Source organism: Pigmentiphaga sp. CHJ604, from assembly GCF_036972535.1.
Taxonomy (GTDB): Bacteria; Pseudomonadota; Gammaproteobacteria; order Burkholderiales; family Burkholderiaceae_B; genus Pigmentiphaga; species Pigmentiphaga daeguensis.
In genome coordinates, this window is record NZ_CP136998.1 from 4,937,198 (window position 1) to 4,961,154 (window position 23,957).

Annotated in this window: 17 protein-coding genes, 2 tRNA genes, 3 rRNA genes and 1 other RNA gene; 6 read left to right on the top strand and 17 right to left on the bottom strand. The window is 65.0% G+C overall.

Going from position 1 to position 23,957, the window contains the following annotated elements; genetic code table 11:
* Window positions 1-2: 2 nt before the first annotated feature.
* The 4 genes from R4823_RS23675 to mraZ are packed head-to-tail and all read right to left on the bottom strand — an operon-like array spanning window position 3 to window position 3,587.
* Complete coding sequence (locus R4823_RS23675) at window positions 3-1,736, bottom strand: penicillin-binding protein 2 (protein WP_087841737.1); 1,734 nt, start codon at window positions 1,734-1,736, stop codon at window positions 3-5.
* Window positions 1,733-2,083, bottom strand: coding sequence for a cell division protein FtsL (gene ftsL, locus R4823_RS23680; RefSeq protein ID WP_087841738.1), 351 nt, complete (start codon window positions 2,081-2,083; stop codon window positions 1,733-1,735). Before ftsL ends, R4823_RS23675 begins: the two co-directional genes overlap by 4 nt.
* A 9-nt stretch (window positions 2,084-2,092) precedes the next feature.
* Window positions 2,093-3,154 carry a 16S rRNA (cytosine(1402)-N(4))-methyltransferase RsmH gene (gene rsmH / locus R4823_RS23685; RefSeq protein WP_279815623.1) on the bottom strand — a complete coding sequence of 354 codons (1,062 nt, stop codon included), beginning with the start codon at window positions 3,152-3,154 and terminating at the stop codon, window positions 2,093-2,095.
* A gap of 4 nt (window positions 3,155-3,158) precedes the next feature.
* Window positions 3,159-3,587: a division/cell wall cluster transcriptional repressor MraZ gene (gene mraZ / locus R4823_RS23690; RefSeq protein ID WP_087841740.1), complete on the bottom strand. Its 429-nt coding sequence runs from the start codon at window positions 3,585-3,587 to the stop codon at window positions 3,159-3,161.
* Between the two features lie 406 nt (window positions 3,588-3,993).
* On the opposite strand from mraZ, the gene R4823_RS23695 reads away from it, so the two are divergent.
* Genes R4823_RS23695 through R4823_RS23715 form a run of 5 tightly spaced genes read left to right on the top strand, consistent with a single transcriptional unit; the run spans window position 3,994 to window position 9,746 of the window.
* Window positions 3,994-5,163 (top strand): acetyl-CoA acetyltransferase, encoded by a 1,170-nt coding sequence (locus R4823_RS23695; protein ID WP_338616268.1) that lies wholly within the window; start codon window positions 3,994-3,996, stop codon window positions 5,161-5,163.
* Between the two features lie 10 nt (window positions 5,164-5,173).
* Complete coding sequence (locus R4823_RS23700; protein ID WP_338616269.1) at window positions 5,174-6,733, top strand: AMP-binding protein; 1,560 nt, start codon at window positions 5,174-5,176, stop codon at window positions 6,731-6,733.
* Window positions 6,730-7,707, top strand: coding sequence for a tripartite tricarboxylate transporter substrate binding protein (locus R4823_RS23705; RefSeq protein ID WP_338616270.1), 978 nt, complete (start codon window positions 6,730-6,732; stop codon window positions 7,705-7,707). The genes R4823_RS23700 and R4823_RS23705 overlap by 4 nt, the downstream gene beginning before the upstream one ends.
* Before the next feature lie 51 nt (window positions 7,708-7,758).
* The gene (locus tag R4823_RS23710; RefSeq protein WP_338616272.1) at window positions 7,759-8,769 is read left to right on the top strand and encodes an MBL fold metallo-hydrolase; all 1,011 of its coding nucleotides are present in this window, start codon (window positions 7,759-7,761) and stop codon (window positions 8,767-8,769) included.
* Window positions 8,769-9,746, top strand: a complete 978-nt coding sequence (locus R4823_RS23715; protein ID WP_338616273.1) for a fumarylacetoacetate hydrolase family protein — start codon at window positions 8,769-8,771, stop codon at window positions 9,744-9,746. The genes R4823_RS23710 and R4823_RS23715 overlap by 1 nt, the downstream gene beginning before the upstream one ends.
* A gap of 9 nt (window positions 9,747-9,755) precedes the next feature.
* Here the strand turns inward: R4823_RS23715 and R4823_RS23720 are convergent, their stop codons facing one another.
* The 7 genes from R4823_RS23720 to R4823_RS23750 all read right to left on the bottom strand — a co-directional run bounded on the left by R4823_RS23720 (window position 9,756) and on the right by R4823_RS23750 (window position 16,479).
* A complete protein-coding gene (locus R4823_RS23720) occupies window positions 9,756-10,313 on the bottom strand; it encodes a LuxR C-terminal-related transcriptional regulator (RefSeq protein ID WP_132980536.1) in 558 nt (185 codons plus the stop codon).
* Between the two features lie 53 nt (window positions 10,314-10,366).
* An RNA gene (rnpB, locus tag R4823_RS23725) (RNase P RNA component class A) lies at window positions 10,367-10,778 on the bottom strand.
* Window positions 10,779-10,789: 11 nt separating this feature from the next.
* Window positions 10,790-11,620 carry a DUF3025 domain-containing protein gene (locus R4823_RS23730; RefSeq protein WP_132980535.1) on the bottom strand — a complete coding sequence of 277 codons (831 nt, stop codon included), beginning with the start codon at window positions 11,618-11,620 and terminating at the stop codon, window positions 10,790-10,792.
* On the bottom strand, window positions 11,602-12,657 hold the full coding sequence (pyrC, locus tag R4823_RS23735) for a dihydroorotase (RefSeq protein ID WP_132980571.1): 1,056 nt from the start codon (window positions 12,655-12,657) through the stop codon (window positions 11,602-11,604). The genes R4823_RS23730 and pyrC overlap by 19 nt, the downstream gene beginning before the upstream one ends.
* A 134-nt stretch (window positions 12,658-12,791) precedes the next feature.
* Window positions 12,792-14,300 carry an amidohydrolase family protein gene (locus R4823_RS23740; RefSeq protein ID WP_338616275.1) on the bottom strand — a complete coding sequence of 503 codons (1,509 nt, stop codon included), beginning with the start codon at window positions 14,298-14,300 and terminating at the stop codon, window positions 12,792-12,794.
* Window positions 14,301-14,393: 93 nt separating this feature from the next.
* Window positions 14,394-15,587: a M20 aminoacylase family protein gene (locus tag R4823_RS23745; RefSeq protein ID WP_087841770.1), complete on the bottom strand. Its 1,194-nt coding sequence runs from the start codon at window positions 15,585-15,587 to the stop codon at window positions 14,394-14,396.
* A 52-nt stretch (window positions 15,588-15,639) separates the two neighbouring features.
* Window positions 15,640-16,479, bottom strand: coding sequence for a DUF3047 domain-containing protein (locus R4823_RS23750; RefSeq protein WP_165963321.1), 840 nt, complete (start codon window positions 16,477-16,479; stop codon window positions 15,640-15,642).
* A 254-nt stretch (window positions 16,480-16,733) separates the two neighbouring features.
* On the opposite strand from R4823_RS23750, the gene R4823_RS23755 reads away from it, so the two are divergent.
* Complete coding sequence (locus R4823_RS23755; RefSeq protein WP_087841749.1) at window positions 16,734-17,105, top strand: SWIB/MDM2 domain-containing protein; 372 nt, start codon at window positions 16,734-16,736, stop codon at window positions 17,103-17,105.
* Window positions 17,106-17,182: 77 nt separating this feature from the next.
* On the opposite strand, the gene R4823_RS23760 is transcribed toward R4823_RS23755, so the two are convergent.
* The 6 genes from R4823_RS23760 to R4823_RS23785 all read right to left on the bottom strand — a co-directional run bounded on the left by R4823_RS23760 (window position 17,183) and on the right by R4823_RS23785 (window position 23,800).
* On the bottom strand, window positions 17,183-18,268 hold the full coding sequence (locus R4823_RS23760) for a PQQ-dependent sugar dehydrogenase (RefSeq protein ID WP_254914717.1): 1,086 nt from the start codon (window positions 18,266-18,268) through the stop codon (window positions 17,183-17,185).
* Between the two features lie 284 nt (window positions 18,269-18,552).
* Window positions 18,553-18,665 (bottom strand): 5S ribosomal RNA (gene rrf / locus R4823_RS23765).
* 148 nt (window positions 18,666-18,813) lie between these two features.
* Window positions 18,814-21,692 (bottom strand): 23S ribosomal RNA (locus R4823_RS23770).
* Window positions 21,693-21,965: 273 nt separating this feature from the next.
* Window positions 21,966-22,041 (bottom strand) — tRNA-Ala (locus R4823_RS23775).
* Between the two features lie 24 nt (window positions 22,042-22,065).
* A tRNA-Ile gene (locus R4823_RS23780) sits at window positions 22,066-22,142 on the bottom strand.
* Between the two features lie 127 nt (window positions 22,143-22,269).
* Window positions 22,270-23,800 (bottom strand): 16S ribosomal RNA (locus R4823_RS23785).
* Together the 16S, 23S and 5S rRNA genes with 2 tRNA genes alongside form the textbook arrangement of a ribosomal RNA operon.
* Window positions 23,801-23,957: the final 157 nt, after the last annotated feature.

The following is a 23,957-nucleotide window of genomic DNA, read 5'->3' on the forward strand; positions in this document are numbered from 1 at the left end:
CGTCACAGGCTGTCCTCCAGCGGATGCTCGGGAATGACGAGCGACTTGAACGGCGCATCGGGTTCGACGCCCAGCATGCGCAGCGTCCCGCCGGTGATCTTGGAGAACACCGGACCGGCCACCGCGCCGCCATAGATGCTGCCCGCCGTGGGTTCGTCGATCATGACCGCCACGACGATGCGCGGATTCGACACCGGCGCGAAACCCGAGAACGAGGCGACATACTTGGTGGCGTAGGCCCCGTTGATGATCTTGCGCGCGGTGCCGGTCTTGCCGGCCACGCGATAGCCCATGACCTGCGCCTGCGAGGCCGTGCCGCCCGGCCCCACCACCGCCTCGAGCATCTGGCGCATCGTGCGCGCGGTCTTCGAGGAATAGATGCGGGTGCCAGCGGGCGGGCGCTCGGTCTTCAGGAAGGTAAGGGGCACGGTGTCGCCGTCGCGCGCGAAGGCGGTGTAGGCATGGGCCATCTGCACCAGCGACACCGACAGGCCGTAGCCATAGGACATGGTGGCCTTCTCGATCGGCTTCCACTTGTCATAGGGGCGCAGGCGGCCCGCCACCGCGCCGGGGAAATCCAGCTTGGGCGCCTGGCCCAGGCCGAGTTCCGTGTATTTCTCCCACATCTCCTTGTTCTCGAGGCGCTGGGAGATCAGGGTGGTGCCGATGTTGCTGGACTTCTGGACCACGCCGGCCACGTCCAGCTTGCCATAGCCGTGGGTGTCCGAAATGGTGCGCCCGTAGAAGTTCATGCGGCCGCCGCCGGTGTCGACCACGGTGGTGGGCTGCACCCGGCCCAGGTCCAGCGCCAGCGCGATCGAGAACGGCTTGATGGTCGAGCCCGGCTCGAAGGTGTCGGTCAGCGCGCGGTTGCGCAGGCGCGCCCCGGTCAGGGTCTCGCGGTGATTGGGGTTGTAGGTGGGCATGTTCGCCAGGGCGAGGATCTCCCCGGTGCGGGTATCCACCACGATGGCGGCGCCACCCTTGGCCTTGTGGCGCTCGACGGCTTCTTGCAACTGCGAAAACACTAGGTACTGCACCCGGGTATCGATGGACAGGGTCAGGTCGTGACCATTGGCGGGCGCACGCACCGCCTGCACGTCCTCGACCACCCTGCCCAGGCGGTCCTTGATGACCCGGCGGCTGCCCGCACGGCCAGCCAACTGGGAATTGTAGGCCAGCTCGATGCCTTCCTGGCCGCGGTCCTCGACGTTGGTGAAACCCAGCACATGGCCGAGCACCTCGCCCTCGGGGTAGTAGCGCAGCGTCTCGCGCTGCTGGTGGATGCCGTCCAGGCCCAGCGCCGCCACCTTCTCGGCCACGTCCACCGGCACCTGCCGCTTCAGGTAGACGAAGGTCTTGTCTTCGTTGGCCAGCTTGCGCTGCAGGTCGCGCAGCGGGATTTCCAGCAGCTTGGCCAGTTCGGCCAGCGCGCCGGGGGGCGCCTTCACGTCCTCGGGGATGGCCCAGACGGCGCGGGCAGGCACGCTGGACGCCACCACGACCCCGTTGCGGTCGGTGATCTTGCCGCGGGAGGCCGGCAGCACCAGCGTGCGGGCATAGCGGGACTCGCCCTGCTTCTGCAGGAACTCGTTCGACAGCCCCTGCAGGTACAGCGCGCGGACGACCAGCGCGGTGAAACCGGCGAACAGCAGGAACAGCACGAAGCGCGACCGCCACGCGGGCAGCTTCAGGTTCAGGACAGGATTCTCGGACGAGAAACGGACGCGTTTCATCGCGCACCTCCCGCTTTCGGCTTGGTCGGCAGGGGCACGCCCGGCGGACCATAGGGCAGCAGGGCCGGGCCGCTCTGCGCGTCGCGCGACTGCGCGAGGTAGATGGTGCGCGCGGGCGTGACCGGTTCCATCTTGAGCGTGGTGCGGGCCACGCTATCGATCAGCGCATGCTTGGCGTGGTCGGTCTGCTCGAGCTGCAGCCGGCGCCAGTCCACGTCCAGGTCGCGCGCCACGGCCTGGGCGCGCTCCAGTTCGACGAACAGGCTGCGCGCCTTGTACTGGCTGCTGACCAGGGACAGCGCGCACCCTATCAGGGCCACCGTCAGGACGAAGAGCAGGCGCCCCATGCCGGCCTCCTATGCGCTGGCGAAAGAATGGGCGCGCGGGGTGCGCGTCCGGGCCGGCGGGCGCCGCTTGGCTGCGGCCGCCTCGGGCGTCTTGACGAAAGCCCTGCCGCCCTCGGCCGGCAGGGCCGTATGGGTACGCTCGGCCACCCGCAGCACCGCCGAGCGGGCGCGGGGATTGGCGGCGACCTCGGTCTCGGTGGGCAGGATGCGGCCGATCGAGGCCAGCACGGGCTGCGGCCGCTCGCTCTCGCGCAGCGGCAGGCGCGCGGTTTCCGCGCCGGGCCGGGCCGCGGCGGCGATGAACTGCTTGACGATGCGGTCTTCCAGCGAATGGAAGCTGATCACCGCCAGCCGGCCGCCGGGCTCCAACAGGTCGAGCGCCGCGGCTAGCGCACGCGGGAGCTCTTCAAGCTCCTGATTGAGGTGAATCCGTAGAGCCTGAAAGGTGCGGGTCGCTGGATGCTGGCCCTTCTCCCTCGTGCGGACTGCACCAGCCACGATGTCGGCAAGCTCGCCTGTGGTCGTGACAGGCCGTTTCTCGCGGCCAGCTGCAATCGCCTTTGCAATCTGGAAAGCAAACCGTTCTTCACCATAGCGTGCTATGACCTCCCGCATGTCATCGATGCTCGCATGGGCGAGCCATTGCGCGGCGGTTTCGCCGCGTGTCGTATCCATCCGCATGTCGAGCGGGCCGTCGCGCATGAAGGAAAATCCACGCTCGGCATCGTCGATCTGCGGAGACGAAATACCCAGGTCCATCATCAGGCCGCGAATGCGGGCGATCCCCAGCCGGGACATTTCCTCGGCCAGTCCGCCGAAACCCTCGTGGACCACCGTCACCCGGCGGTCCTGCCCGGCCAGCGCGCGCGCCACCGCGATGGCCTGCGGATCCTTGTCGAACACCACCAGCCTGGCCTCGGGCCCCAGCCGCGCAAGCAGCTCGCGCGTGTGGCCGCCCCGCCCGAAAGTGGCGTCGACCCATACCCCGGCGCCAACGCCGTCGGCGGGTACGGCCAACGCGTCTATCGTCGGCTCGAGCAGGACGGGCCGATGCAGGAATGGGGTCGTCACGGCGTCAGAAAGAAAACTGGTTCAGGACTTCGGGCATGCCCTGCGCCAGCATCTCCTGCTCGCGCTGGGCCAGAACGGCAGCGTCCCACAGCTCGAAGTGAGCGCCCAGGCCGAGCAGCATCACCTCGCGCGTCAGGGCGGCGGCGGTGCGCAGCTCGGGAGCGATCAGGATGCGGCCCGCGCTGTCGAGCTCGACATCCTGGGCATTGCCCAGCAGCAGCCGTTGCAGCGCGCGCGCCTGCATCGGGAACGCCGCGATCTGCTCGCGCTTCACCTCCCAGGTGGGACGGGGGTAGATCAGAAGGCAACCGTCGGGGTGCCGGGTCAGGGTCAGCCGGCCTTCGGCCTGCATCATCAGCGCGTCACGATGCCGGGTAGGGATGGATACCCTTCCCTTCGCATCGAGCGTCAGCGCGCTGCTGCCCTGAAACACGGCTTCTCACCCCACTTTTTTGCACAAAATTCTACTATTTCCCACTCTAAATGAGCGATTACGCGGGGTCAAGCCGCTCGGACACGGTTTCTTCATTAGTAACAAGGACTTAGGTGCACTTTCTCGAACCTTCACATTGCGAAATGTTCCATGAAATCAGTGCATTGGCATTTGAAGTGAAGGTGTCGTCTGAAGAAAAACCGGGGAGTGACATAAAAGGGGCGACAAGGTAACAAAACAATGCCCCTTGCCCAGGCGCCACGCGGGTCCCGCGGCCCTCGGCCTACGCGCCCGGGGGCGCTACTAGCGTATTCCTACGACTAGGCCCGGCAGGCGCGGCTGGAAATAATGGCCTCCATAACGACATGCGTCTTCCCACTGGGACGGACGCCACCAAGGAGACGCCATGGACACCCCCTGCATCGTCGGATGGGGCCACACCCCCTTCGGCCGCCTGGACCACTTCGACCTGGAGGGGCTGATGGTCGAATCCACGCGCCTGGCGCTGGCCGACGCCGGCCTGCGGGCGCGGGACGTGGACGCGGTGTTCGTCTCCCACTTCAACGCCGGCATGGTGCCCGACGGCTTTCCTTCCTCCCTGCCCTTCGGCGCCGACGACGATTTCCGCTTCACGCCCACCGTGCGCCTGGAGAACGCCTGCGCTTCCGGATCGGCCGCCATCCATGCCGCACTGGACGCCATCGGCTCGGGCCGGGTCCGCGTCGCCCTGGTGGTGGGGGCCGAGAAGATGACGGCCGCAGACGGGCCGGCCGTGACCGCGGCGCTGGCCCGCGCAAGCCACCATCGCGAGGAAGGCTCGCGCGGCCTGACCTTTCCCGGCATCTTCGCCCTGATCGCCCGGGAGTATTTCGCCCGCCACGGCGACCACGGCGCGACCCTGGCGCGGATCGCGGCCAAGAACCACGCCAACGGCGCCCGCAACCCGCTCGCCCACCTGCGCCGCGACCTGGGCTTCGATTTCTGCAACACCGTGTCCGAGCGCAATCCCATCATCGCCGCGCCGCTGCGCAAGACCGATTGCTCCACCGTCGCCGACGGCGCCGCCGCGCTGGTGCTGGCCGCCGCGCCGCTGGCGCGCGACTTCCGCCGCGCCGTGCGCTTTCGCTCCACGGTCCAGGTCAACGACTTCCTGCCCATGTCCCGGCGCGACCCGGTCGCCTTCGAAGGACCGGGGCGGGCCTGGCGCCGCGCGCTGGACGAAGCTGGCATCGGCATCCGCGACCTCGACCTGGCCGAGGTCCACGACTGCTTCACCATTGCCGAGCTGCTCAGCTACGAAGCCATGGGGCTGGCCGAGGCCGGCCAGGGCGCGCGCTGCGTCGACGACGGCACGGTGGCGCCGGGCGGCGCGCTGCCCGTCAATCCGTCGGGCGGCCTCAAGGCCAAGGGCCATCCGGTCGGCGCCACGGGCGTGTCCATGCACGTCATGGCGGCCATGCAGCTGTGCGGCGAGGCCGGGGACATCCAGGTGCCCGGCGCCGAACTGGCCGGTGTCTTCAACATGGGCGGTTCCGTGGTCGCCAACTACGTCAGCGTGCTGGAACGCGCAGCTTAGGACCCGCCCGATGAATGTCGTCCAACTACTGGTCCGCGCGGCGCGGACCCACGGCGATCGCCCGGCCGTCTACCACGGCGCCTCGCGGCTGCTCGACTACCGCGGGCTGGCCTCGCGCGCGGCGGCCATCGCCGCCGGCCTGCGCGGCCACGGCCTCAAGCCCGGCGACCGGGTGGCGCTGTTCATGCCCAATTGCCCGCAATACCTGGAAGCCATGTACGGTGCCTGGTGGGCCGGGCTGGCGGTCGTGCCCATCAATGCGAAGCTGCATCCGCGCGAGGCGCTGTTCATCCTGGAGCATGCCGAGGCCGGCGCGCTCTTCACCGCCCCGGAACTGGCCACGGGCCTGCTGCCCCTGCTGGGCGAGGCGCCGGCGATCCGTCGCGTGTTCGAGACCGGCACGGCCGGCTACCGGAACCTCTTGGACGCCGCCCCGGTGCCGCCCGCCCCGCGCCGGCCCGAGGACCTCGCCTGGCTGTTCTATACCTCGGGCACCACCGGGCGCCCGAAGGGCGTCATGCAGACGAACCGCATGCTGCTCGCCATGACGGCCTGCTACTTCTCGGACGTCGATCCGGTGGATGCGGACGACGCCGCCGTGTATGCCGCGCCCATGTCCCATGGCGCGGGGCTGTACAGCCTGCCGCACATGGCCGCCGCGGCACGCCACGTGGTGCCGGAGTCCGGCGGCTTCGATCCCGCGGAGCTGGCCGCCCTGGCGGCTGGCGTGGACCGGCTGTCGATGTTCGCGGCGCCCACCATGGTCAAGCGGCTGGTGGCCCACCTCGAGGCCACGGATGCCGATCCGTCCGGCTTCAAGACCATCGTCTACGGCGGCGGCCCCATGTACGTGGAGGACATCCGGCGCGGGCTCGCCGTGATGGGCGACCGCTTCGTCCAGATCTACGGCCAGGGCGAGTCGCCCATGACGATCACGGCGCTGTCCCGCCGGCAACTGGCCGACCGGGGCCATCCGCGCTGGCTCGAGCGCCTGGCCTCGGTGGGCTACGCCCAGTCCCAGGTAGAGATACGCGTGGCCGACGAACGCGGCGAACCGCTGCCCGACGGCGAGATCGGCGAGGTCCAGGTGCGCGGCGACGTGGTCATGGCCGGCTACTGGCGCGACCCCGAGGCCACCGCCCGGGCGCTGCGCGGCGGGTGGCTGTGGACCGGCGACGTCGGCGTGCTGGACGCGGAAGGCTTCCTGACGCTGAAGGACCGCTCCAAGGACGTCATCATCTCGGGGGGCTCCAACATCTACCCGCGCGAAATCGAGGAAGTGCTGCTGGCCCATCCCGGCGTGGCCGAGGTCGCGGTGGTCGGCGCGCCCGACCCGGAATGGGGCGAGGAGGTCGTGGCCTTCGTCGTGCCCCGGGGCGGCCCGCCGCCGGACCCGGCCGCGCTCGACGGCCTGTGCCTGGACCGGATCGCGCGATTCAAGCGCCCCAAGCGCTACCGCTTCGTCGATGCACTGCCCAAGAACCATTACGGCAAGGTTCTGAAAACCGAGCTCAAGGCCGCGCTTGCCGGCGGCCGCAACGAGCCAGCCCCTCCCAAGGAGACGACATGAAGACCCCTGTTGCACGCTTGTTCGGCCGCGCCGCGCTGGCCCTCGCTGTGGCCGCCTCCTGGCCCGCCCACGGATCGGAGAAGAACTTCCCCACGCGGCCCGTGAAGGTCATCATCCCGTTCGCGGCCGGCACCTCGCCCGACGTGGTCATGCGCATCGTCGGCCAGAAGCTGGGGGACATCTGGGGCCAGTCCGTGATCGTCGAGAATCGTCCGGGCGCCGGCGGCGCCATCGGCGCGACCGCGGTCGCCCAGGCCCAGCCCGACGGCTACACCCTGCTCTATACGGTCAACTCGGTGCTGTGCGCCAACCCCCACCTGTACGGCAAACTGGGCTACGACGCCTTCAAGAGCTTCGCGCCGGTGTCGCTCATGGTCAACCTGGGCTACGTGCTGCTGGCCCGGAGCGACCTGGGCATCAACAACGTCGCAGAGATGGTCGCCTATGCGAAAAAGCATCCCGGCAAGCTCACCTACGGGTCCGCCGGCAACGGCTCGGGCAACCACATCGTGATGGAGCTGCTGACCAGCATGACCGGCACCCGCATGCTGCACGTCCCCATGAACACGAACAAGGTGCTGGCGCTGCTGAGCGGGCAGATCGACCTGGCCATGGAGCCCTACACCAACGGCGTGGCCGCCGCGCGGGACGGCAAGGTCCGGCCGCTGGCGGTGACGCTGGCCAAGCGCAGCGAAAACATCCCCGACGTGCCCACCGTGGGCGAGACCGTGCCCGGCTACGTGGCCGATGCCTGGCACGGCCTGTTCGCCACCGCGGGCACGCCGCCCGAGGTCGTGGACAAGATCAGCGCCGACGTCGCCCGCGTGCTGGCCATGCCCGACGTGCGCGAGCGCCTGGCCACCGCCAGCCTGGAGCCGGTAGGATCGACCCCTGCCGAACTGCGCGACATCGTGCGGCGCGACTACGACAAATGGGGCGCCGTCATCCGCAACGCCAACATCCGGCTCGACTGAGCCACCACCTGTGAATATACATAGAGCGCGGGACAACCAGAAGGAGACGACATGACGACCTCGACCGCCAAATGGCGCTTCACCAAGGGCTTGCACGACCTGGGCAACGGCCTGCACGCCTACCTCGTTCCCGACGGAAGCTGGGGCTGGTCCAACGCCGGGCTGATTTCCGACAGTGGCGAATCGCTGCTGGTCGATACCCTGTTCGACCTGCCCATGACGTCCGAGATGCTGGCCAGCATGCGCGACGCCGTGCCCGCCGCGAAGCGGATCGGCGCCCTGGTCAACACCCACGGCAACGGCGACCACACCTTCGGCAACCAATTGCTGGAGGGATCGCGCATCATCGCTTCCAACGGCTGCGTGGAGGACATGAAGCACCGCCCACCCGAACAATACGCAGGATGGCAGAAGGACTGGCCGAACATGGGCATGGCCGGCAAGTTCTGGCAAGAGGTGATCGGTTCGCGGTTCGACTTCAGCGGCATCCGCCTGACGCTGCCCACCGAGACCTTCGACCACCGCATGGACCTCAAGGTCGGCGACAAGGAAGTCCAGCTCATCGAAGTCGGCCCGGCCCATACGCGAGGCGACGTACTGGTCTACGTACCGCAGGACCGCACCGTCTTCACCGGAGACATCATGTTCGTCGGCGCGCATCCGGCCATCTGGACCGGCCCGGTCTCGAACTGGATCGCCGCCTGCGACCGGATGCTGGAGTGGAACGTCGAGACCATCGTGCCCGGCCATGGCCCGATCACGGACAAGGATGGCGTGCGGGAATTCCGCGACTATCTGGTCTACCTGCTGGCCGAGTCCCGCCGCTGCCTCGAAGCGGGCATGTCCTTCGAGCAGGCGGTGGACGCCATATCGATGGACCGCTGGGCGAAGTGGGGCGAGGACGAACGGCTGTGCGTCAATGTCTACGCCTGCTACCGCGAAATCTCGGGCGGCGCGCTCCCGGCCCCCAACGTCATGGACATGCTGGCGCTGATGGGCAAACGCCATTTCGCCCGCAAGCAGCACGCCTGCGGACACGACCACTGCGACGGGAACCACTGATGAAACTGACCACCTTCCTCGCCCCCGGCGGCGCGGCGCACATCGGCGCGCTGCTGCCCGGGGAAACCGCGATCTCGGACTTCACGGCGGCCGACGCCGCGCCCTATTTCCGCAGCATGCTGGACCTGATCGATGCCGGGCCGGCGGCGCTGGACCACGCGCGACGGCTGGTGGAGCGCCCCGCGGCCACCCATGAGGTGTCGGCCGTCGCCCGCCTGGCGCCCCTGCCCCAGCCGCGCCGCCTGCGCGACTGCCTGTGCTTCGAGACGCATTTCCGGCAATCGCGCGCCAACCGCCATCTGTTCGGCATCGGCACGCAGCGGCTGGACCCGGCCTCGGTCGAACTGCCGCGCGTCTGGTACGAACGCCCCATCTATTACAAGGGCAATCCCTTCAGCGTCGTGGGCGACGGCGCCGACGTGCACTGGCCGGCGTACTCGCAGGTCATCGACTACGAGCTGGAGATAGGCATGGTCACCTCGCGCGGGGGCAAGAACATCCCCGTGGCCGAGGCCGCCTCCCATATCTTCGGCTACACCATCTTCAACGATTTCTCGGCGCGCGACGCCCAGTACACCGAGATGCAGGGCGGCCTGGGCCCGGCCAAGGGCAAGGACTTCGATACCGGCAACGCCATGGGCCCCTGGCTGGTCACCGCCGACGAGATCGCCGATCCCCAGACGCTGACCATGGTCACCCGGGTCAACGGCGAGGAATGGTCGCGCGGCAACTCGCGCGACATGCACCATACCTTCCTGGACATCCTGGCCTACGTGTCGTCCGACGAGACCCTGTACGCGGGCGAGGTCCTGGGATCGGGAACGGTGGGGGGCGGCTGCGGCAACGAGCTGGGCCGCTTCCTGAAGGACGGCGACGTGCTGGAACTGGAGGTCAGCGGGCTGGGCACGCTGCGCAACCGCATCGTGGCGCCGCACGTCCCGTCGCCGCCGCCGTTTCCCATCCGCATCCCGGTCTAGGGGCCGGGGCTACGGCAGGCCAAGCAGGCGGGAAATGAGCTCGCCCACGGTCCGGGCCTCGAGCTTGCGCATCAGGCGCAGGCGATAGGTCTCGACTGTGCGCGGGCTCAGCGCGAGATCCTTGGCGATCTGCTTGCTGGTCCGCCCGGCCAGGATCTGGGCCGAGATCTCCCGCTCGCGCGGCGTCAGCGCCAGGCGGACCGGACGCACCGGCCGCAGGTCCTCGAACACCCAGATGGCGCAGGCATAGGGCTGGGCCGGGTCCACCGGCTGCCCGGATACCGCGCACCAGAACAGCTCGCCGTTGCGATGGACCATGATGCGCTCGTCGCGGTGGATGCCCTCGGCCAGCATGCTGCGCACGCCACGCGCGCCGATGTCCTCGTACTCGGCGTGCGACGGATACAGCATCTCGGTGGTCTGCCCCACCAGTTGCTGGCGGCTGTAGCCGAACATCCCGGCGAACGCCCGGTTGCAGCGCTCGATGACGCGGTCGCGCGTCACCAGGAGGCCGACCGGGGCCAGTTCGAAGGCTAGATCCAAAGGGGTGGGCAGGGCTGCGGTCATGGGGCTCGCGGCGATGGGCTTGCCCCGGATGGATGGCCAGGCGCAAAGAATCAAGGCAAAGCAGATCGATAGGCCGGATTCTGTACACGGGCATCGCCCGCGGGCAGTCATTCCTCTGGGCCGGCCGTTGCCGGACGGCTCTAGCCACCTACCCGCATGCTCGGACGGACCGCCCTGTGCGGCCGAAGCCGCGCGCATGCCTATTTGGTGTTGCTCCGGATGGAGGTTGCCGCGTTTCACCCTGCCGCGACTCGCACGGTTGCCCATGCGAACGGTACGGAGTGGCCGTACCGGTGCGGACATCGTCCGCCCTCGCCGCAGACTCGTCTCTGTGGCCCTGTTCCTCGGCTTCGCGCCCGGGCTTGCGCCCCGGCGATCGCCGGACGGCCGTTAGCCGCCATCCTGTCCTGTGGAGTCCGGACCTTCCTCGATGCCCGAAGGCACCGCGACTGCCTGATCTGCTCTGCGCGTGTATTTTACCGCTGACGGGTGCGGCCGGGGCGGAAAACCTCGGGATCGTCGTAGAACCCCGGCGTCGTGTTGTCGGGCCACCAGCCGGGCAGGCCCAGCACCGGCAGCGGGCAGAGGTCGCGCGCGGTGAAGAAGGGCCAGTTGTCCAGCCAGTCGGCCACCAGCCGGTCGACGGTGGTCCGCCGCTGCTGGGGCGAAGCGCGGAAATACGAGTCGTCGACCGGCACGATCAGCGTGTGGGCGGTGATGGCCTTGTAGGGCCGCACCAGCTTTTCCAGCAATCCGTGGCCGATCGCCCAGGGTTCGGTCTGCATCAGCGTGGCGGTGCGGCGTTCGACGAACAGCTTACGCCAGTCGAAACGGCGCAGGGCCTGGGCCAGCTCGTCGCTGGAGCAGGCCAGCACCAGCCCGTTCTCGTCGAAGATGGTCACGGCGTCGCGCAAGGAGCCCCGCCCCTCGGCCGCCGGCGCTTTCTTCAGCGCGCGTGCCTGCATCGCGTTCAGCCGTGCCTTGGTCTGCGGGAAGGCGAACCACACCAGCCCGTTGAAGAGATCGTGCAGGTTGTCGCGGGTCGGCACACGGCCGGTCTGGTGGATGTGCGCCTCGTAGGCCCGGCCTTCCGGCAAGTCGGCCTGTGGCACGAAGACCAGCGGCTTGCCCGAGGCCACCCGCATGCGTCCGCGCGCGCCGTGGCCACCCTCGCCCGCCGTCAGCAGCCGGTTCAGGCTGTCGCACAGGGGCTCCTCGCCCGCGGACGCCAGCAGTTCGCCCTTGTGGGCGACGCCGGCGAACCAGGGCTGGCCCCAGTCGATGTGGGTCAGATCGAGACCCGCCACGGCAAGGTCTCCCCGCTGGCCAGCGGCACGATGGTCTGTTGGCCGAACGACAGTTCGTCGGGAATCCGGAAGGGCTCGCGCACCAGCGTGAGCTTGCCGGTATTGCGCGGCAGGCCATAGAAATCGGGGCCGTGGAAACTGGCGAAACCTTCCAGCGCGTCCAGCTTGCCGGCGTCGTCGAAGGCCTTGGCGTACAGCTCCATGGCGTGCAGCCCCGTGAAGCATCCCGCGCAGCCGCAGGCGTGTTCCTTCAGGCCGCGCGCATGCGGCGCGCTGTCGGTGCCCAGGAAGAAGCGCGGGTTGCCGCTGGTGGCGACTTCCACCAGGGCCTGGCGATGCGTCTCGCGCTTGAGCACCGGCAGGCAATACCAGTGCGGACGCATGCCGCCCTGGAACAAGGCATTGCGGTTGTACAGCAGGTGCTGGGGCGTGAGGGTGGCCGCGATCGGCCCCTCGGCATCGCGCACGTACTGCGCGGCATCGGCGGTGGTGATGTGCTCGAACACCACCTTCAGGGCCGGGAAGGCGCGGCGCAGGGGAATCATGACCCGGTCGATGAAGACCTGCTCGCGGTCGAACACGTCGATGGCGGGATCGGTGGCCTCGCCATGGGTCAGCAGCGGCATGCCAACCTCCTCCATGGTCTCGAGCACCTTGGCGCAACGGCCCAGCAGGTCCGTCACGCCGGCATCCGAGTTGGTCGTCGCCCCGGCCGGATACAGCTTGACGGCGTGGATTGCGCCCGACTCGCGGGCGCGCCGGATTTCCTCGGGCGCCGTATTGTCGGTCAGGTACAGCGTCATCAGCGGCGTGAACGCTTCCGGCCCGATGCCGCTCTTGCCGAGCGCGGCCAGGATGCGGTCCCGATACGCCAGCGCCTGGGCCGTCGTGGTGACCGGCGGCTTCAGGTTGGGCATGATGATGGCCCGGGCGAACTGGCGTGCGGAGTGGGCGGCGACGGCTTCGAGCGCCTCGCCGTCGCGCAGGTGCAGGTGCCAATCGTCGGGGCGGGTGATGGTAAGCGTGGAAATGGTCATGGATGCGGCCAAGGGGCGTCTCGAAGGATCGGCCGGCGCGGGCAGGTACGCCGCACCCGCGCCGGCCCGGTAGCCCTCATTTTACGGCCCGAATCCGGCCCGGCGCCAACTTCCGCGCCCGCGCCCGCCGCCGCTCATCCTTTCCGGTTCAGGTCGCCCAGGTTTTCCTTGCTGTTCGAGATGATGCCCTCGAGCCGCTCGTGCATCTTGCTCCCGGCCCGCGCGGCCAGGTCCGCGACTTCCTGGACGTCCAGCGTCGCGTGCCGCCCTCCCTGCAGCAACACGCGTCCGCCGACCATTACCGTATCGACGTTGGCGGGCATGCCCGAATAGACCAGCGAGTAATACGGGTCGATCACCGGCGCCATGTTGATGTCGCGCTTGCGGACCAGGATGATGTCGGCCTGCTTGCCGGCCGACAGCGATCCGATGATGTCGTCCATGCCGAGCACCTTGGCGCCGCCCAGCGTCGCGATCTCGACGATGCGGCGCGGTTCGAGCTTGCGGTCGACGTCGGCGCGCTGCTTGTGGGCCCAAAGCAGCGCCCGCATGACCGTGAAGAAATCCCCCGTCGCCAGCGCGCTGGACGCGTCGACCGACAGGCTCAGGCTGGCCCCCAGCGCCTCCAGCTCCGCGAACTGGATGTAGCCGTTGCGCACCGTCGAGTACGGGATCTCGATAGCCGGCGACATGCTGAACTGCACCTGCTTTTTCACCATCAGTTCACGCTCGGCGGCGGTAAACCCCTGGGTGTGGATCATCAGGATGTCCGGCCCCAGCAGGTTGCTTCGATCCATCAGCCCCACGAGCCCGTGCGCCGTGTCGCCATAGTGCAGCGAGATCGGCAGCCCCAGTTCCCTCGACGCCCGCACCTCGCCGACGAAGGTCTCGTCGCTGCCGCCGGCCTTCAGTACGGCCGGCGTCGGCAGCTGCAGGTTGACGCCCAGCCTCAGCCGCGGATCCGCCCGGCCCCACTTCGCCAGCGTCGCCTTGACGCCGGCCAGGTCCAGGCGCTCGCCCCGGCCGGGCGTGCCGTACGAGAAGCGGGTGCGCGCCCCAACGTCCAGCGCCGCGCGGATCTCGGCATCGGCATGCGCGACCGAGCGCGTGTTGTGCGAAAAATTGTTCAGGCAGGTCACGCCCGAGAGCAGTTCCTGCATCAGCCCGAACCGGACCGAATGGAAGGCATCGTCCGGCGTGCACAGCGGCGCGGCTCGATTCGTCGTGGGGAAATAGCCGCGCAGGGGATCGTCGCCCCGCACCGAGCCCCGCAGGAAGGCATTCCAGAGATGGGAATGGGCATCGACGAAGCCGGGCATGACGATCATCCCGCGCGCGTCGATGACCTGCACGCCGGGCGCGGACAGCTTGCGGCCCACCGCGACGATGGTGCCGTCGCGTACGTGGACGTCGCCTTCGGGCAGGTCGCCCACGTTCCGGTCCATCGACAGCACATGGCCGCCGGAAATCAGGAACTCCCGGCCCGGCGTCCGCGCGCCTTCAGGCTGGGCCTGGGCCCGTGCGTGGCTCGACAGGGCGGCACCGGTCCCGGCCACCGCCGCCGCCATCGCACCGCGCAGGAAATCCCGCCGGTCCAGGCCGCCGCCTGCGGCGTGCGCCGCCGCGCGCTGTTCGTTCGCCATGCCATCCCCCTTTTTTTACTTTAGGTCTACAAATTTTATTCCTAAAGCAATTGGTGGCAAGGCTGGTGCAAACCCGCCCCCTTTGGGGCAGGCTCAATCCACGACCGGCATGCTGCGTTCGACCAGCGAAGCCATGATGCCCGCGCCCAGGGGGATCACCGCGTCGTTGAAATCGTAGTTGCTGCTGTGCAGGAAGCAGCCCTGTTCCGCGCCGCCCTGTCCCAGCCGGAAATAGGCGCCCGGCCGCCCTTGCAGCATGAACGAGAAATCCTCGGCGCCCATCGACGGCGTCAGGTCGCGGATGACGTTTTCCTTGCCCAGCATCGCGGTCGCCACGTCGGCCACGAAATTGGCCTCCCGCGGCGTGTTGATGGTGGCCGGATAGATGCGGTCGTACTTGAGCGTGGCCGTCGCCCCGAAGGCGGCGGCGATCGACGACGACAGGTCCCGCAGCCGCGTCTCGACCATCTCCTGCACCGTGCGGCGGAAGGTCCTCACCGTGCCCACCAGGCGGGCCTCGCGCGGAATCACGCTCATCGCGCCGGGGTTGCCGGCCTGCACCGAACAGATGGACACCACCGCGGAATCCAGCGGATTGACGTTGCGCGAGACGATGGACTGCGTCGCGGTGATGATCTGCCCCGCCACCACCACCGGATCGATCGTCTGGTAGGGGTGCGCGCCATGGCCGCCCTTGCCCTCGATGACGATCTCGAAGCGGTCGGAAGCGGCCATCATCGGCCCGGGATTGATGCCGACCTTGCCGGCCGGCAGGCCCGGCCAGTTGTGGAGGGCGTAGATTTCGTTACAAGGATAGGTGTCGAACAACCCGTCGTCCATCATCGCGCGGGCCCCGCCCAGCCCTTCCTCGGCCGGCTGGAAAATCAGCACCGCGGTGCCGTCGAAGTTGCGCGTCCTGGACAGATAGCGCGCCGCCCCCAGCAGGATGGTGGTGTGGCCATCGTGACCGCAGCCATGCATCAGGCCTGGCTTGCTGGAACGGTGCGCGAAGGCGTTGTCCTCGGCCATCGGCAGCGCGTCCATGTCGGCCCGCAGGCCGATCATGCGGCCGCTGTCGCAGCGCCGGCCGTGGATGATCCCGACCAGCCCGGTCTTGCCTATGTTCCGGTGCACCTCCACGCCCAGCAGCTCCAGCGCCTTGGCAACGATGCCCGAGGTGCGCACCTCTTCGAATCCTAGCTCGGGATGCGCGTGCAGGTCGCGCCGCAGCAGCGTCAGATCATCGTGAAACTTGCGTATGGCTTCCAGCGGCGAACGCAACGCCACCCCAGCATCCATTCCTGCTCTCCGGTCCTGCGGCCGCTCGGCGGCCCGAATGTCAATCGATAACCGGTCCGTCCGGGAGTTCCCCCAGCGCGGTACGACTTGGTGTCAAAAGCTGAATGTCGCCATACCAGCTCTCGGCGTAGCTCCGGGTATTGTCCGTATCGGTCATGACCCCGACGCCGATCAGCGTGCCGGGCTCCTCTCCGAACAACTCGATGTAGTCCTGCACATAGTTGCGCTCGTAGTCCAGCCAGCGTCCCGTTCGCTCCGGGCCGGACTCGACCACCTTCAGGCGGATGCGGGACGTATGGGCATTGGCCAGGCTGGCGCCCACCGGCTTGGCGGAGTCCCAGGTGTAGATCAGGGTGGCGTAGGGCATCTCGCGCCCCAGCAGCATGCGCGCGGTATCGGCCAGCATCTGGTCCCGCAGGGGCAGCTTGCGCCAGTCGCCGTCGAAGGCCAGCACCAGGCGGGCTGGAGCGTCCTCGGTCTCGGGGCGGGAACTGTCGGCCCGGTCGATCATCGCATCGGTGCGCCAGGACCAGCGCACATACGGAGCCTGCGCGGCGGGCAGGTTCACCGGCACCCACATCCCGCTCGCGGCGGACTCCGCCACGGCATGCAACACCGGACGCTCGTGCCCGCCCACGCTGGCGCGCGCGAGCTGGTAGCGGGTCCTGGTCTTGTCGGACCGGATGATCCAGGGCCGCCATCCCGCCGGGGCTTCGCCCACGGCCGAAGGCGATTGGGACAGCATCAATGCCGCGGCGCCGTCGATCGGTTCCGCCGGGTCCACCCGCTCGGAAGTGGGGCCGGCACAGCCCGCGAGCAGCGCCGCGAAGGCCAGCGACAAGGCGGACGACCGGATACGAAACGGAACAAATGCAAACATCGGCGGGCGCATCCCGACTGGGTGTAGACGGCAATGTGACCATTCTACCGGCCATAGCGGCCCCCCAAGCGTTGCATCCCCGTCTAAAACCCCGGGGAAACGCCGTTTCTGTTGGAATTTTGTTGTGGCTTTGCCCAGCAAGGCGATATGCTGCGCTCGCGGGGTTATTCCGCAGTTCTGGAGTCTGCCTCTCGCGCACTGCGGTGTGGCCCTGCCAACGATCTGACGATTGAACCCCTTTTTAGGAGTACAGCATGGCCACAGCCAAGAAGGCGCCCGCGAAGAAAGCCGCGCCCGCCAAGAAAGCCGCTCCGGCTAAGAAAGCCCCGGCAGCCAAGAAGGCCGCTCCGGCCAAGAAGGCCGCGACCAAGGCTCCCCGCAAGGTCAACGCCGCCTTCCTCAAGCCCATGACCCCCAGCGCCACGCTGGCCGCCATCATCGGCCCGGCCCCGCTGCCGCGCACCGAAGTCACGCGCAAGATCTGGGAATACATCAAGAAGCACAAGCTGCAGGATCCCAAGGCCAAGCGCAACATCAACGGCGATGCCAAGCTCAAGGAGCTGTTCGGCAAGCCCAGCGTCGACATGTTCGAGCTGACCAAGATCGTCAACGCGCACCTGAAATAAGCAGGCCGCCCCGGCTCGCGGGGCTCCCGCCGGCGCCCGGCCAACGCGGTCCGGGCGCCCTGCAGGTCTTGCCCGGCCTACGAGCCTGCGGCGCCCGCGCCGCGCAGGACCAGTATCTTCCCCTGCCTGGCATCGGTCAGCAGGTACAGTTCTCCCGACGGTCCCATCACGACATCGCGGATCCGGCTGCCCAGATCGGTCAGCAGGCGTTCCTCGCGCACGACTTTTTCGCCGTCCAGTTGCAGCCGTATCAGCGCCTGGCCGCTCAACGCCCCGGTGAACAGGCTGCCGGTCCACGAGGGAATGGCCTGGCTCGTATAGAATGCCAGCCCGCTCGGGGACACCGACGGCACCCAGCTGTACAAGGGCGGCTCGAAGCCCGGCGGTGAAGCCTCCTGCCCGATCCTTCCGCCGCCATATTCTTCGCCATACGTGTACAAAGGCCAGCCGTAGTTCTTGCCAGCCCGCACGACATTCAGCTCATCGCCCCCCTGGGGGCCGTGCTCGACCACCCATAGTTCACCGGTGCGCGGATTCAACGCCGCCCCCTGGGGATTGCGATGGCCCTGGGACCAGATCTCGGGCAGGGCGCCCTTGTCGCCGACGAAGGGGTTGTCGCGCGGCACGCTGCCATCATCGTTGATACGGACGACCTTGCCGTGATGCGTGTTCAAGCCCTGCGCGTCCGGCCGGGTCTGGCGGCTGGAGCGTTCACCCAGCGTGATGAACAGCTTGCCGTCGCGCGCAAAGACCAGGCGTGATCCGAAATGCAATGTGCTGGCGAACTTCGGAGCCTGGCGGAAGACCACCTGGGAATCGGCGAAACGCCACTGGCCGCCGTCCTGCACCAGCTTGCCGCGAGCCACCGCGGTGCTGTTGCCTCCATCGCCCGCCTCCGCATAGCTCAGGTACACCAGGCCGTTGCGTGCGAAATCCGGATGTAGCACGACGTCCAGCAAGCCGCCCTGGCCCCGGGCATCCACCCGGGGCACGCCCGCCACCGGCGCCGAGAGCTGCCCCTGCCCGGAAACCACGCGCAAGCGCCCGGGCCGCTCGGTCACCAACGCGCCACCTTGGGGCAGCAGCGCCAAGCCCCATGGATGCTCCAGGCCCTCGGCCCAGGTGGACAACGTCACACCGGCGGGCAGGGCCGCACGGGCCATCGGTACATCCTTTCCCGGTCGCACAGGCTGCGCCACCGACGCGAAGGCCACTGTCATGCCCAGAGCCAGGGTCCATCCCGCCATCCATCGCACTGATCTCATGTCGTTCTCCTTGTCCGCGATCCTTGCTTGACCGGGAAAAAGGCGCGGCCGTTCCCCTGCGGCGCCACAGGATACGGAATTACAGGAAACAAGAGGTAGGGAAAGGCTTCCCGCAGAATGCGCGGCCGTGAAAAGACAAAACCCCCGGCCGGCTTCCCGGTCGGGGGTTTTGAGGGAGGGTAGCCTGACGATGACCTACTTTCACAGACGTCCGTCCACTATCATCGGCGCAAAGGCGTTTCACTGTCCTGTTCGGGATGGGAAGGAGTGGGACCACCTTGCTATGGTCGTCAGGCTTTAACTTGTTGGCGGGGTGTTGATCGCGCGCAGGGTTGCTGCGTCGCAGGCTCGAACAACCTGCCCAATTGGAAGAAGCACAACAGTGTTGGTAGCGAGGCTACCTGGTGTGTGACTGCGGCACACGCTACAACCGCCAGGGTTATAGGATCAAGCCGCACGGGCAATTAGTATCGGTTAGCTCAACGCATTACTGCGCTTCCACACCCGACCTATCAACGTCCTGGTCTCGAACGGCCCTTCAGGGGGGTCAAGCCCCCGGGAGATCTTATCTTCAGACGAGTTTCCCGCTTAGATGCCTTCAGCGGTTATCTCTTCCGTACATAGCTACCCGGCAATGCCATTGGCATGACAACCGGTACACCAGCGGTACGTCCATTCCGGTCCTCTCGTACTAGGAACAGGCTCCGTCAAATCTCCAGCGCCCACGGCAGATAGGGACCAAACTGTCTCACGACGTTTTAAACCCAGCTCACGTACCTCTTTAAATGGCGAACAGCCATACCCTTGGGACCGGCTACAGCCCCAGGATGAGATGAGCCGACATCGAGGTGCCAAACACCGCCGTCGATATGAACTCTTGGGCGGTATCAGCCTGTTATCCCCAGAGTACCTTTTATCCGTTGAGCGATGGCCCTTCCATACAGAACCACCGGATCACTATGTCCTGCTTTCGCACCTGTTCGACTTGTCAGTCTCACAGTTAAGCACGCTTATGCCATTGCACTATCAGCACGATTTCCGACCGTACCTAGCGTACCTTCGAACTCCTCCGTTACCCTTTAGGAGGAGACCGCCCCAGTCAAACTGCCCACCATGCACTGTCCCCGACCCGGATAACGGGCCAAGGTTAGAACCGCAAACAAATCAGGGTGGTATTTCAAGGACGGCTCCACCGAATCTAGCGACTCGGTTTCAACGCCTCCCACCTATCCTACACAGACCGGTTCACAGTCCAATGCAAAGCTACAGTAAAGGTTCATGGGGTCTTTCCGTCTAGCCGCGGGTAGATTGCATCATCACAAACATTTCAACTTCGCTGAGTCTCAGGAGGAGACAGTGTGGCCATCGTTACGCCATTCGTGCAGGTCGGAACTTACCCGACAAGGAATTTCGCTACCTTAGGACCGTTATAGTTACGGCCGCCGTTTACCGGGGCTTCGATCAAGAGCTTGCACCCCATCACTTAACCTTCCGGCACCGGGCAGGCGTCACACCCTATACGTCCACTTTCGTGTTTGCAGAGTGCTGTGTTTTTATTAAACAGTCGCAGCCACCGATTCTCTGCGACCCTTTCACGCTCAGCGCGCAGGCGCCTCACGCTACCAGGGCATACCTTCTCCCGAAGTTACGGTATCAATTTGCCGAGTTCCTTCTCCTGAGTTCTCTCAAGCGCCTTAGAATATTCATCCCGTCCACCTGTGTCGGTTTGCGGTACGGTCTCGTTTAACTGAAGCTTAGAGGCTTTTCCTGGGACCACTTCCAATCACTTCGCGAACAAGTTCGCTCGTGCCACACCCTTGAATTACGCACCCGGATTTGCCTAAGTGCCTTCTTCGATGCAGCAACGGGGACTTCCAACACCCCGATGACATTCCGCGATCCGTCCCCCCATCGCATTAAACGACGGTGCTGGAATATTAACCAGCTTCCCATCAGCTACGCATCTCTGCCTCGCCTTAGGGGCCGACTCACCCTACGCCGATGAACGTTGCGTAGGAAACCTTGGACTTACGGCGAGAGGGCCTTTCACCCTCTTTATCGCTACTCATGTCAGCATTCGCACTTCTGATACCTCCAGCAGCCTTTACAAGCCACCTTCGCAGGCTTACAGAACGCTCCCCTACCACGCACAGTAAACTGTGCATCCGCAGCTTCGGTATATCGCTTAGCCCCGTTACATCTTCCGCGCAGGACGACTCGATCAGTGAGCTATTACGCTTTCTTTAAAGGATGGCTGCTTCTAAGCCAACTTCCTGACTGTCTATGCCTTCCCACTTCGTTTCCCACTTAGCGATATTTGGGGACCTTAGCTGGCGGTCTGGGTTGTTTCCCTCTTGAGTCCGGACGTTAGCACCCGGTGCTCTGTCTCCCGAGCTGTACTTCCAGGTATTCGGAGTTTGCAATGGTTTGGTAAGTCGCCATGACCCCCTAGCCATAACAGTGCTCTACCCCCTGGAGTAATACTCGAGGCACTACCTAAATAGTTTTCGGGGAGAACCAGCTATTTCCAGACTTGTTTAGCCTTTCACCCCTATCCACAGCTCATCCCCTAGTTTTTCAACACTAGTGGGTTCGGTCCTCCAGCACGTGTTACCGTGCCTTCAACCTGGCCATGGATAGATCGTCTGGTTTCGGGTCTACACCCAGCGACTGAACGCCCTGTTCGGACTCGCTTTCGCTACGCCTCCCCTATTCGGTTAAGCTTGCCACTGAATGTAAGTCGCTGACCCATTATACAAAAGGTACGCCGTCACCCCACAAGGAGGCTCCGACTGTTTGTATGCATGCGGTTTCAGGATCTATTTCACTCCCCTTCCGGGGTTCTTTTCGCCTTTCCCTCACGGTACTGGTTCACTATCGGTCGATCACGAGTATTTAGCCTTGGAGGATGGTCCCCCCATCTTCAGACAGGATTACACGTGTCCCGCCCTACTTATCGTACGCCTAGTCCCACTTCAGAGATTTCGAATACAGGGCTATCACCTGCTATGGCCGGACTTTCCAGACCGTTCTTCTATCACCGAAGCTAACTCGTACAGGCTCTTCCGATTTCGCTCGCCACTACTTTCGGAATCTCGGTTGATTTCTTTTCCTCGAGTTACTGAGATGTTTCAGTTCACCCGGTTCGCCTCGTTAACCTATGGATTCAGTTAACGATACCGCCGAAGCGGTGGGTTTCCCCATTCGGAAATCTGCGGATCAAAGCTTGTTTGCCAGCTCCCCGCAGCTTATCGCAGGCTACTACGTCCTTCATCGCCTGTGATCGCCAAGGCATCCACCACATGCACTTAGTCGCTTGATCCTATAACCGTAGCGGCTATAGGCTGGTTTACTCTAGCGTTTGTGCCGTTCCAGAACATGAGCATTCTGGAACTGATATATGCAATCACAACCCGTTGTCCGACAATACTCCACTGGCTCTTCACCAGCGTGTCGAACAACATTACTGTTGTTGCTTCTTCCAAATTGTTAAAGAACAGCCAAATCGTACTACACCGAGCCAAAGCCCAGCTTTAAGCACAGCACGCTGCGCTTAAACCTGAATTCTGGTGATCCGAGGAATTCCCACCGAAAATGGTGGAGGTTGACGGGATCGAACCGACGACCCCCTGCTTGCAAAGCAGGTGCTCTCCCAGCTGAGCTAAACCCCCACAGAAACTCGCGCTTCTGCATACTGGTGGGTCTGGTTGGATTCGAACCAACGACCCCCGCCTTATCAAGACGGTGCTCTAACCGACTGAGCTACAGACCCATATTCTTCGGATCTGCATCCCAGGCCAAGGAACGTCAAGCATCTTGCGCTTGCCCCTTTTCCTCACCGATCCAGCTTAACGAACAACCGATAAGAGTGGACACTTGATCAAGCGCTTTACGCGCTGAAAGGAGGTGATCCAGCCGCACCTTCCGATACGGCTACCTTGTTACGACTTCACCCCAGTCATGAACCCTACCGTGGTAAGCGCCCTCCTTGCGGTTAGGCTACCTACTTCTGGTAGAACCCACTCCCATGGTGTGACGGGCGGTGTGTACAAGACCCGGGAACGTATTCACCGCGACATGCTGATCCGCGATTACTAGCGATTCCGACTTCATGCAGTCGAGTTGCAGACTGCAATCCGGACTACGATCGGGTTTCTGGGATTGGCTCCCCCTCGCGGGTTGGCTGCCCTCTGTCCCGACCATTGTATGACGTGTGAAGCCCTACCCATAAGGGCCATGAGGACCTGACGTCATCCCCACCTTCCTCCGGTTTGTCACCGGCAGTCTCATTAGAGTGCCCTTTCGTAGCAACTAATGACAAGGGTTGCGCTCGTTGCGGGACTTAACCCAACATCTCACGACACGAGCTGACGACGGCCATGCAGCACCTGTGTTCCGGTTCTCTTTCGAGCACTCCCAAATCTCTTCGGGATTCCAGACATGTCAAGGGTAGGTAAGGTTTTTCGCGTTGCATCGAATTAATCCACATCATCCACCGCTTGTGCGGGTCCCCGTCAATTCCTTTGAGTTTTAATCTTGCGACCGTACTCCCCAGGCGGTCAACTTCACGCGTTAGCTGCGCTACCAAGCTCCGAAGAACCCAACAGCTAGTTGACATCGTTTAGGGCGTGGACTACCAGGGTATCTAATCCTGTTTGCTCCCCACGCTTTCGTGCATGAGCGTCAGTGTTATCCCAGGGGGCTGCCTTCGCCATCGGTGTTCCTCCACATATCTACGCATTTCACTGCTACACGTGGAATTCCACCCCCCTCTGACACACTCTAGTTCGGGAGTTAAAAATGCAGTTCCAAGGTTGAGCCCTGGGATTTCACATCTTTCTTTCCGAACCGCCTGCGCACGCTTTACGCCCAGTAATTCCGATTAACGCTTGCACCCTACGTATTACCGCGGCTGCTGGCACGTAGTTAGCCGGTGCTTATTCTGCAGGTACCGTCAGTTACGCCAGATATTAGCCGGCGCCGTTTCTTTCCTGCCAAAAGTGCTTTACAACCCGAAGGCCTTCTTCGCACACGCGGCATGGCTGGATCAGGGTTGCCCCCATTGTCCAAAATTCCCCACTGCTGCCTCCCGTAGGAGTCTGGGCCGTGTCTCAGTCCCAGTGTGGCTGGTCGTCCTCTCAAACCAGCTACGGATCGTCGCCTTGGTAGGCCTTTACCCCACCAACTAGCTAATCCGACATCGGCCGCTCCAATAGTGAGAGGTCTTGCGATCCCCCCCTTTCCCCCGTAGGGCGTATGCGGTATTAGCTACGCTTTCGCGTAGTTATCCCCCGCTACTGGGCACGTTCCGATGCATTACTCACCCGTTCGCCACTCGCCGCCAGACCGAAGTCCGCGCTGCCGTTCGACTTGCATGTGTAAGGCATGCCGCTAGCGTTCAATCTGAGCCAGGATCAAACTCTTCAGTTCAATCTCTAGATTTGTTCGTACTATGGGTCGAAACCCATGGCACGATCGCTTGCGTACTCAAAGAAATTGCAGATAAATGATTTACCTACAAACTTCTTCATATGAGCACTTGATTTCTTTTGCGTCGATCGACTGGTCCGGTTACCCGACCCAACCG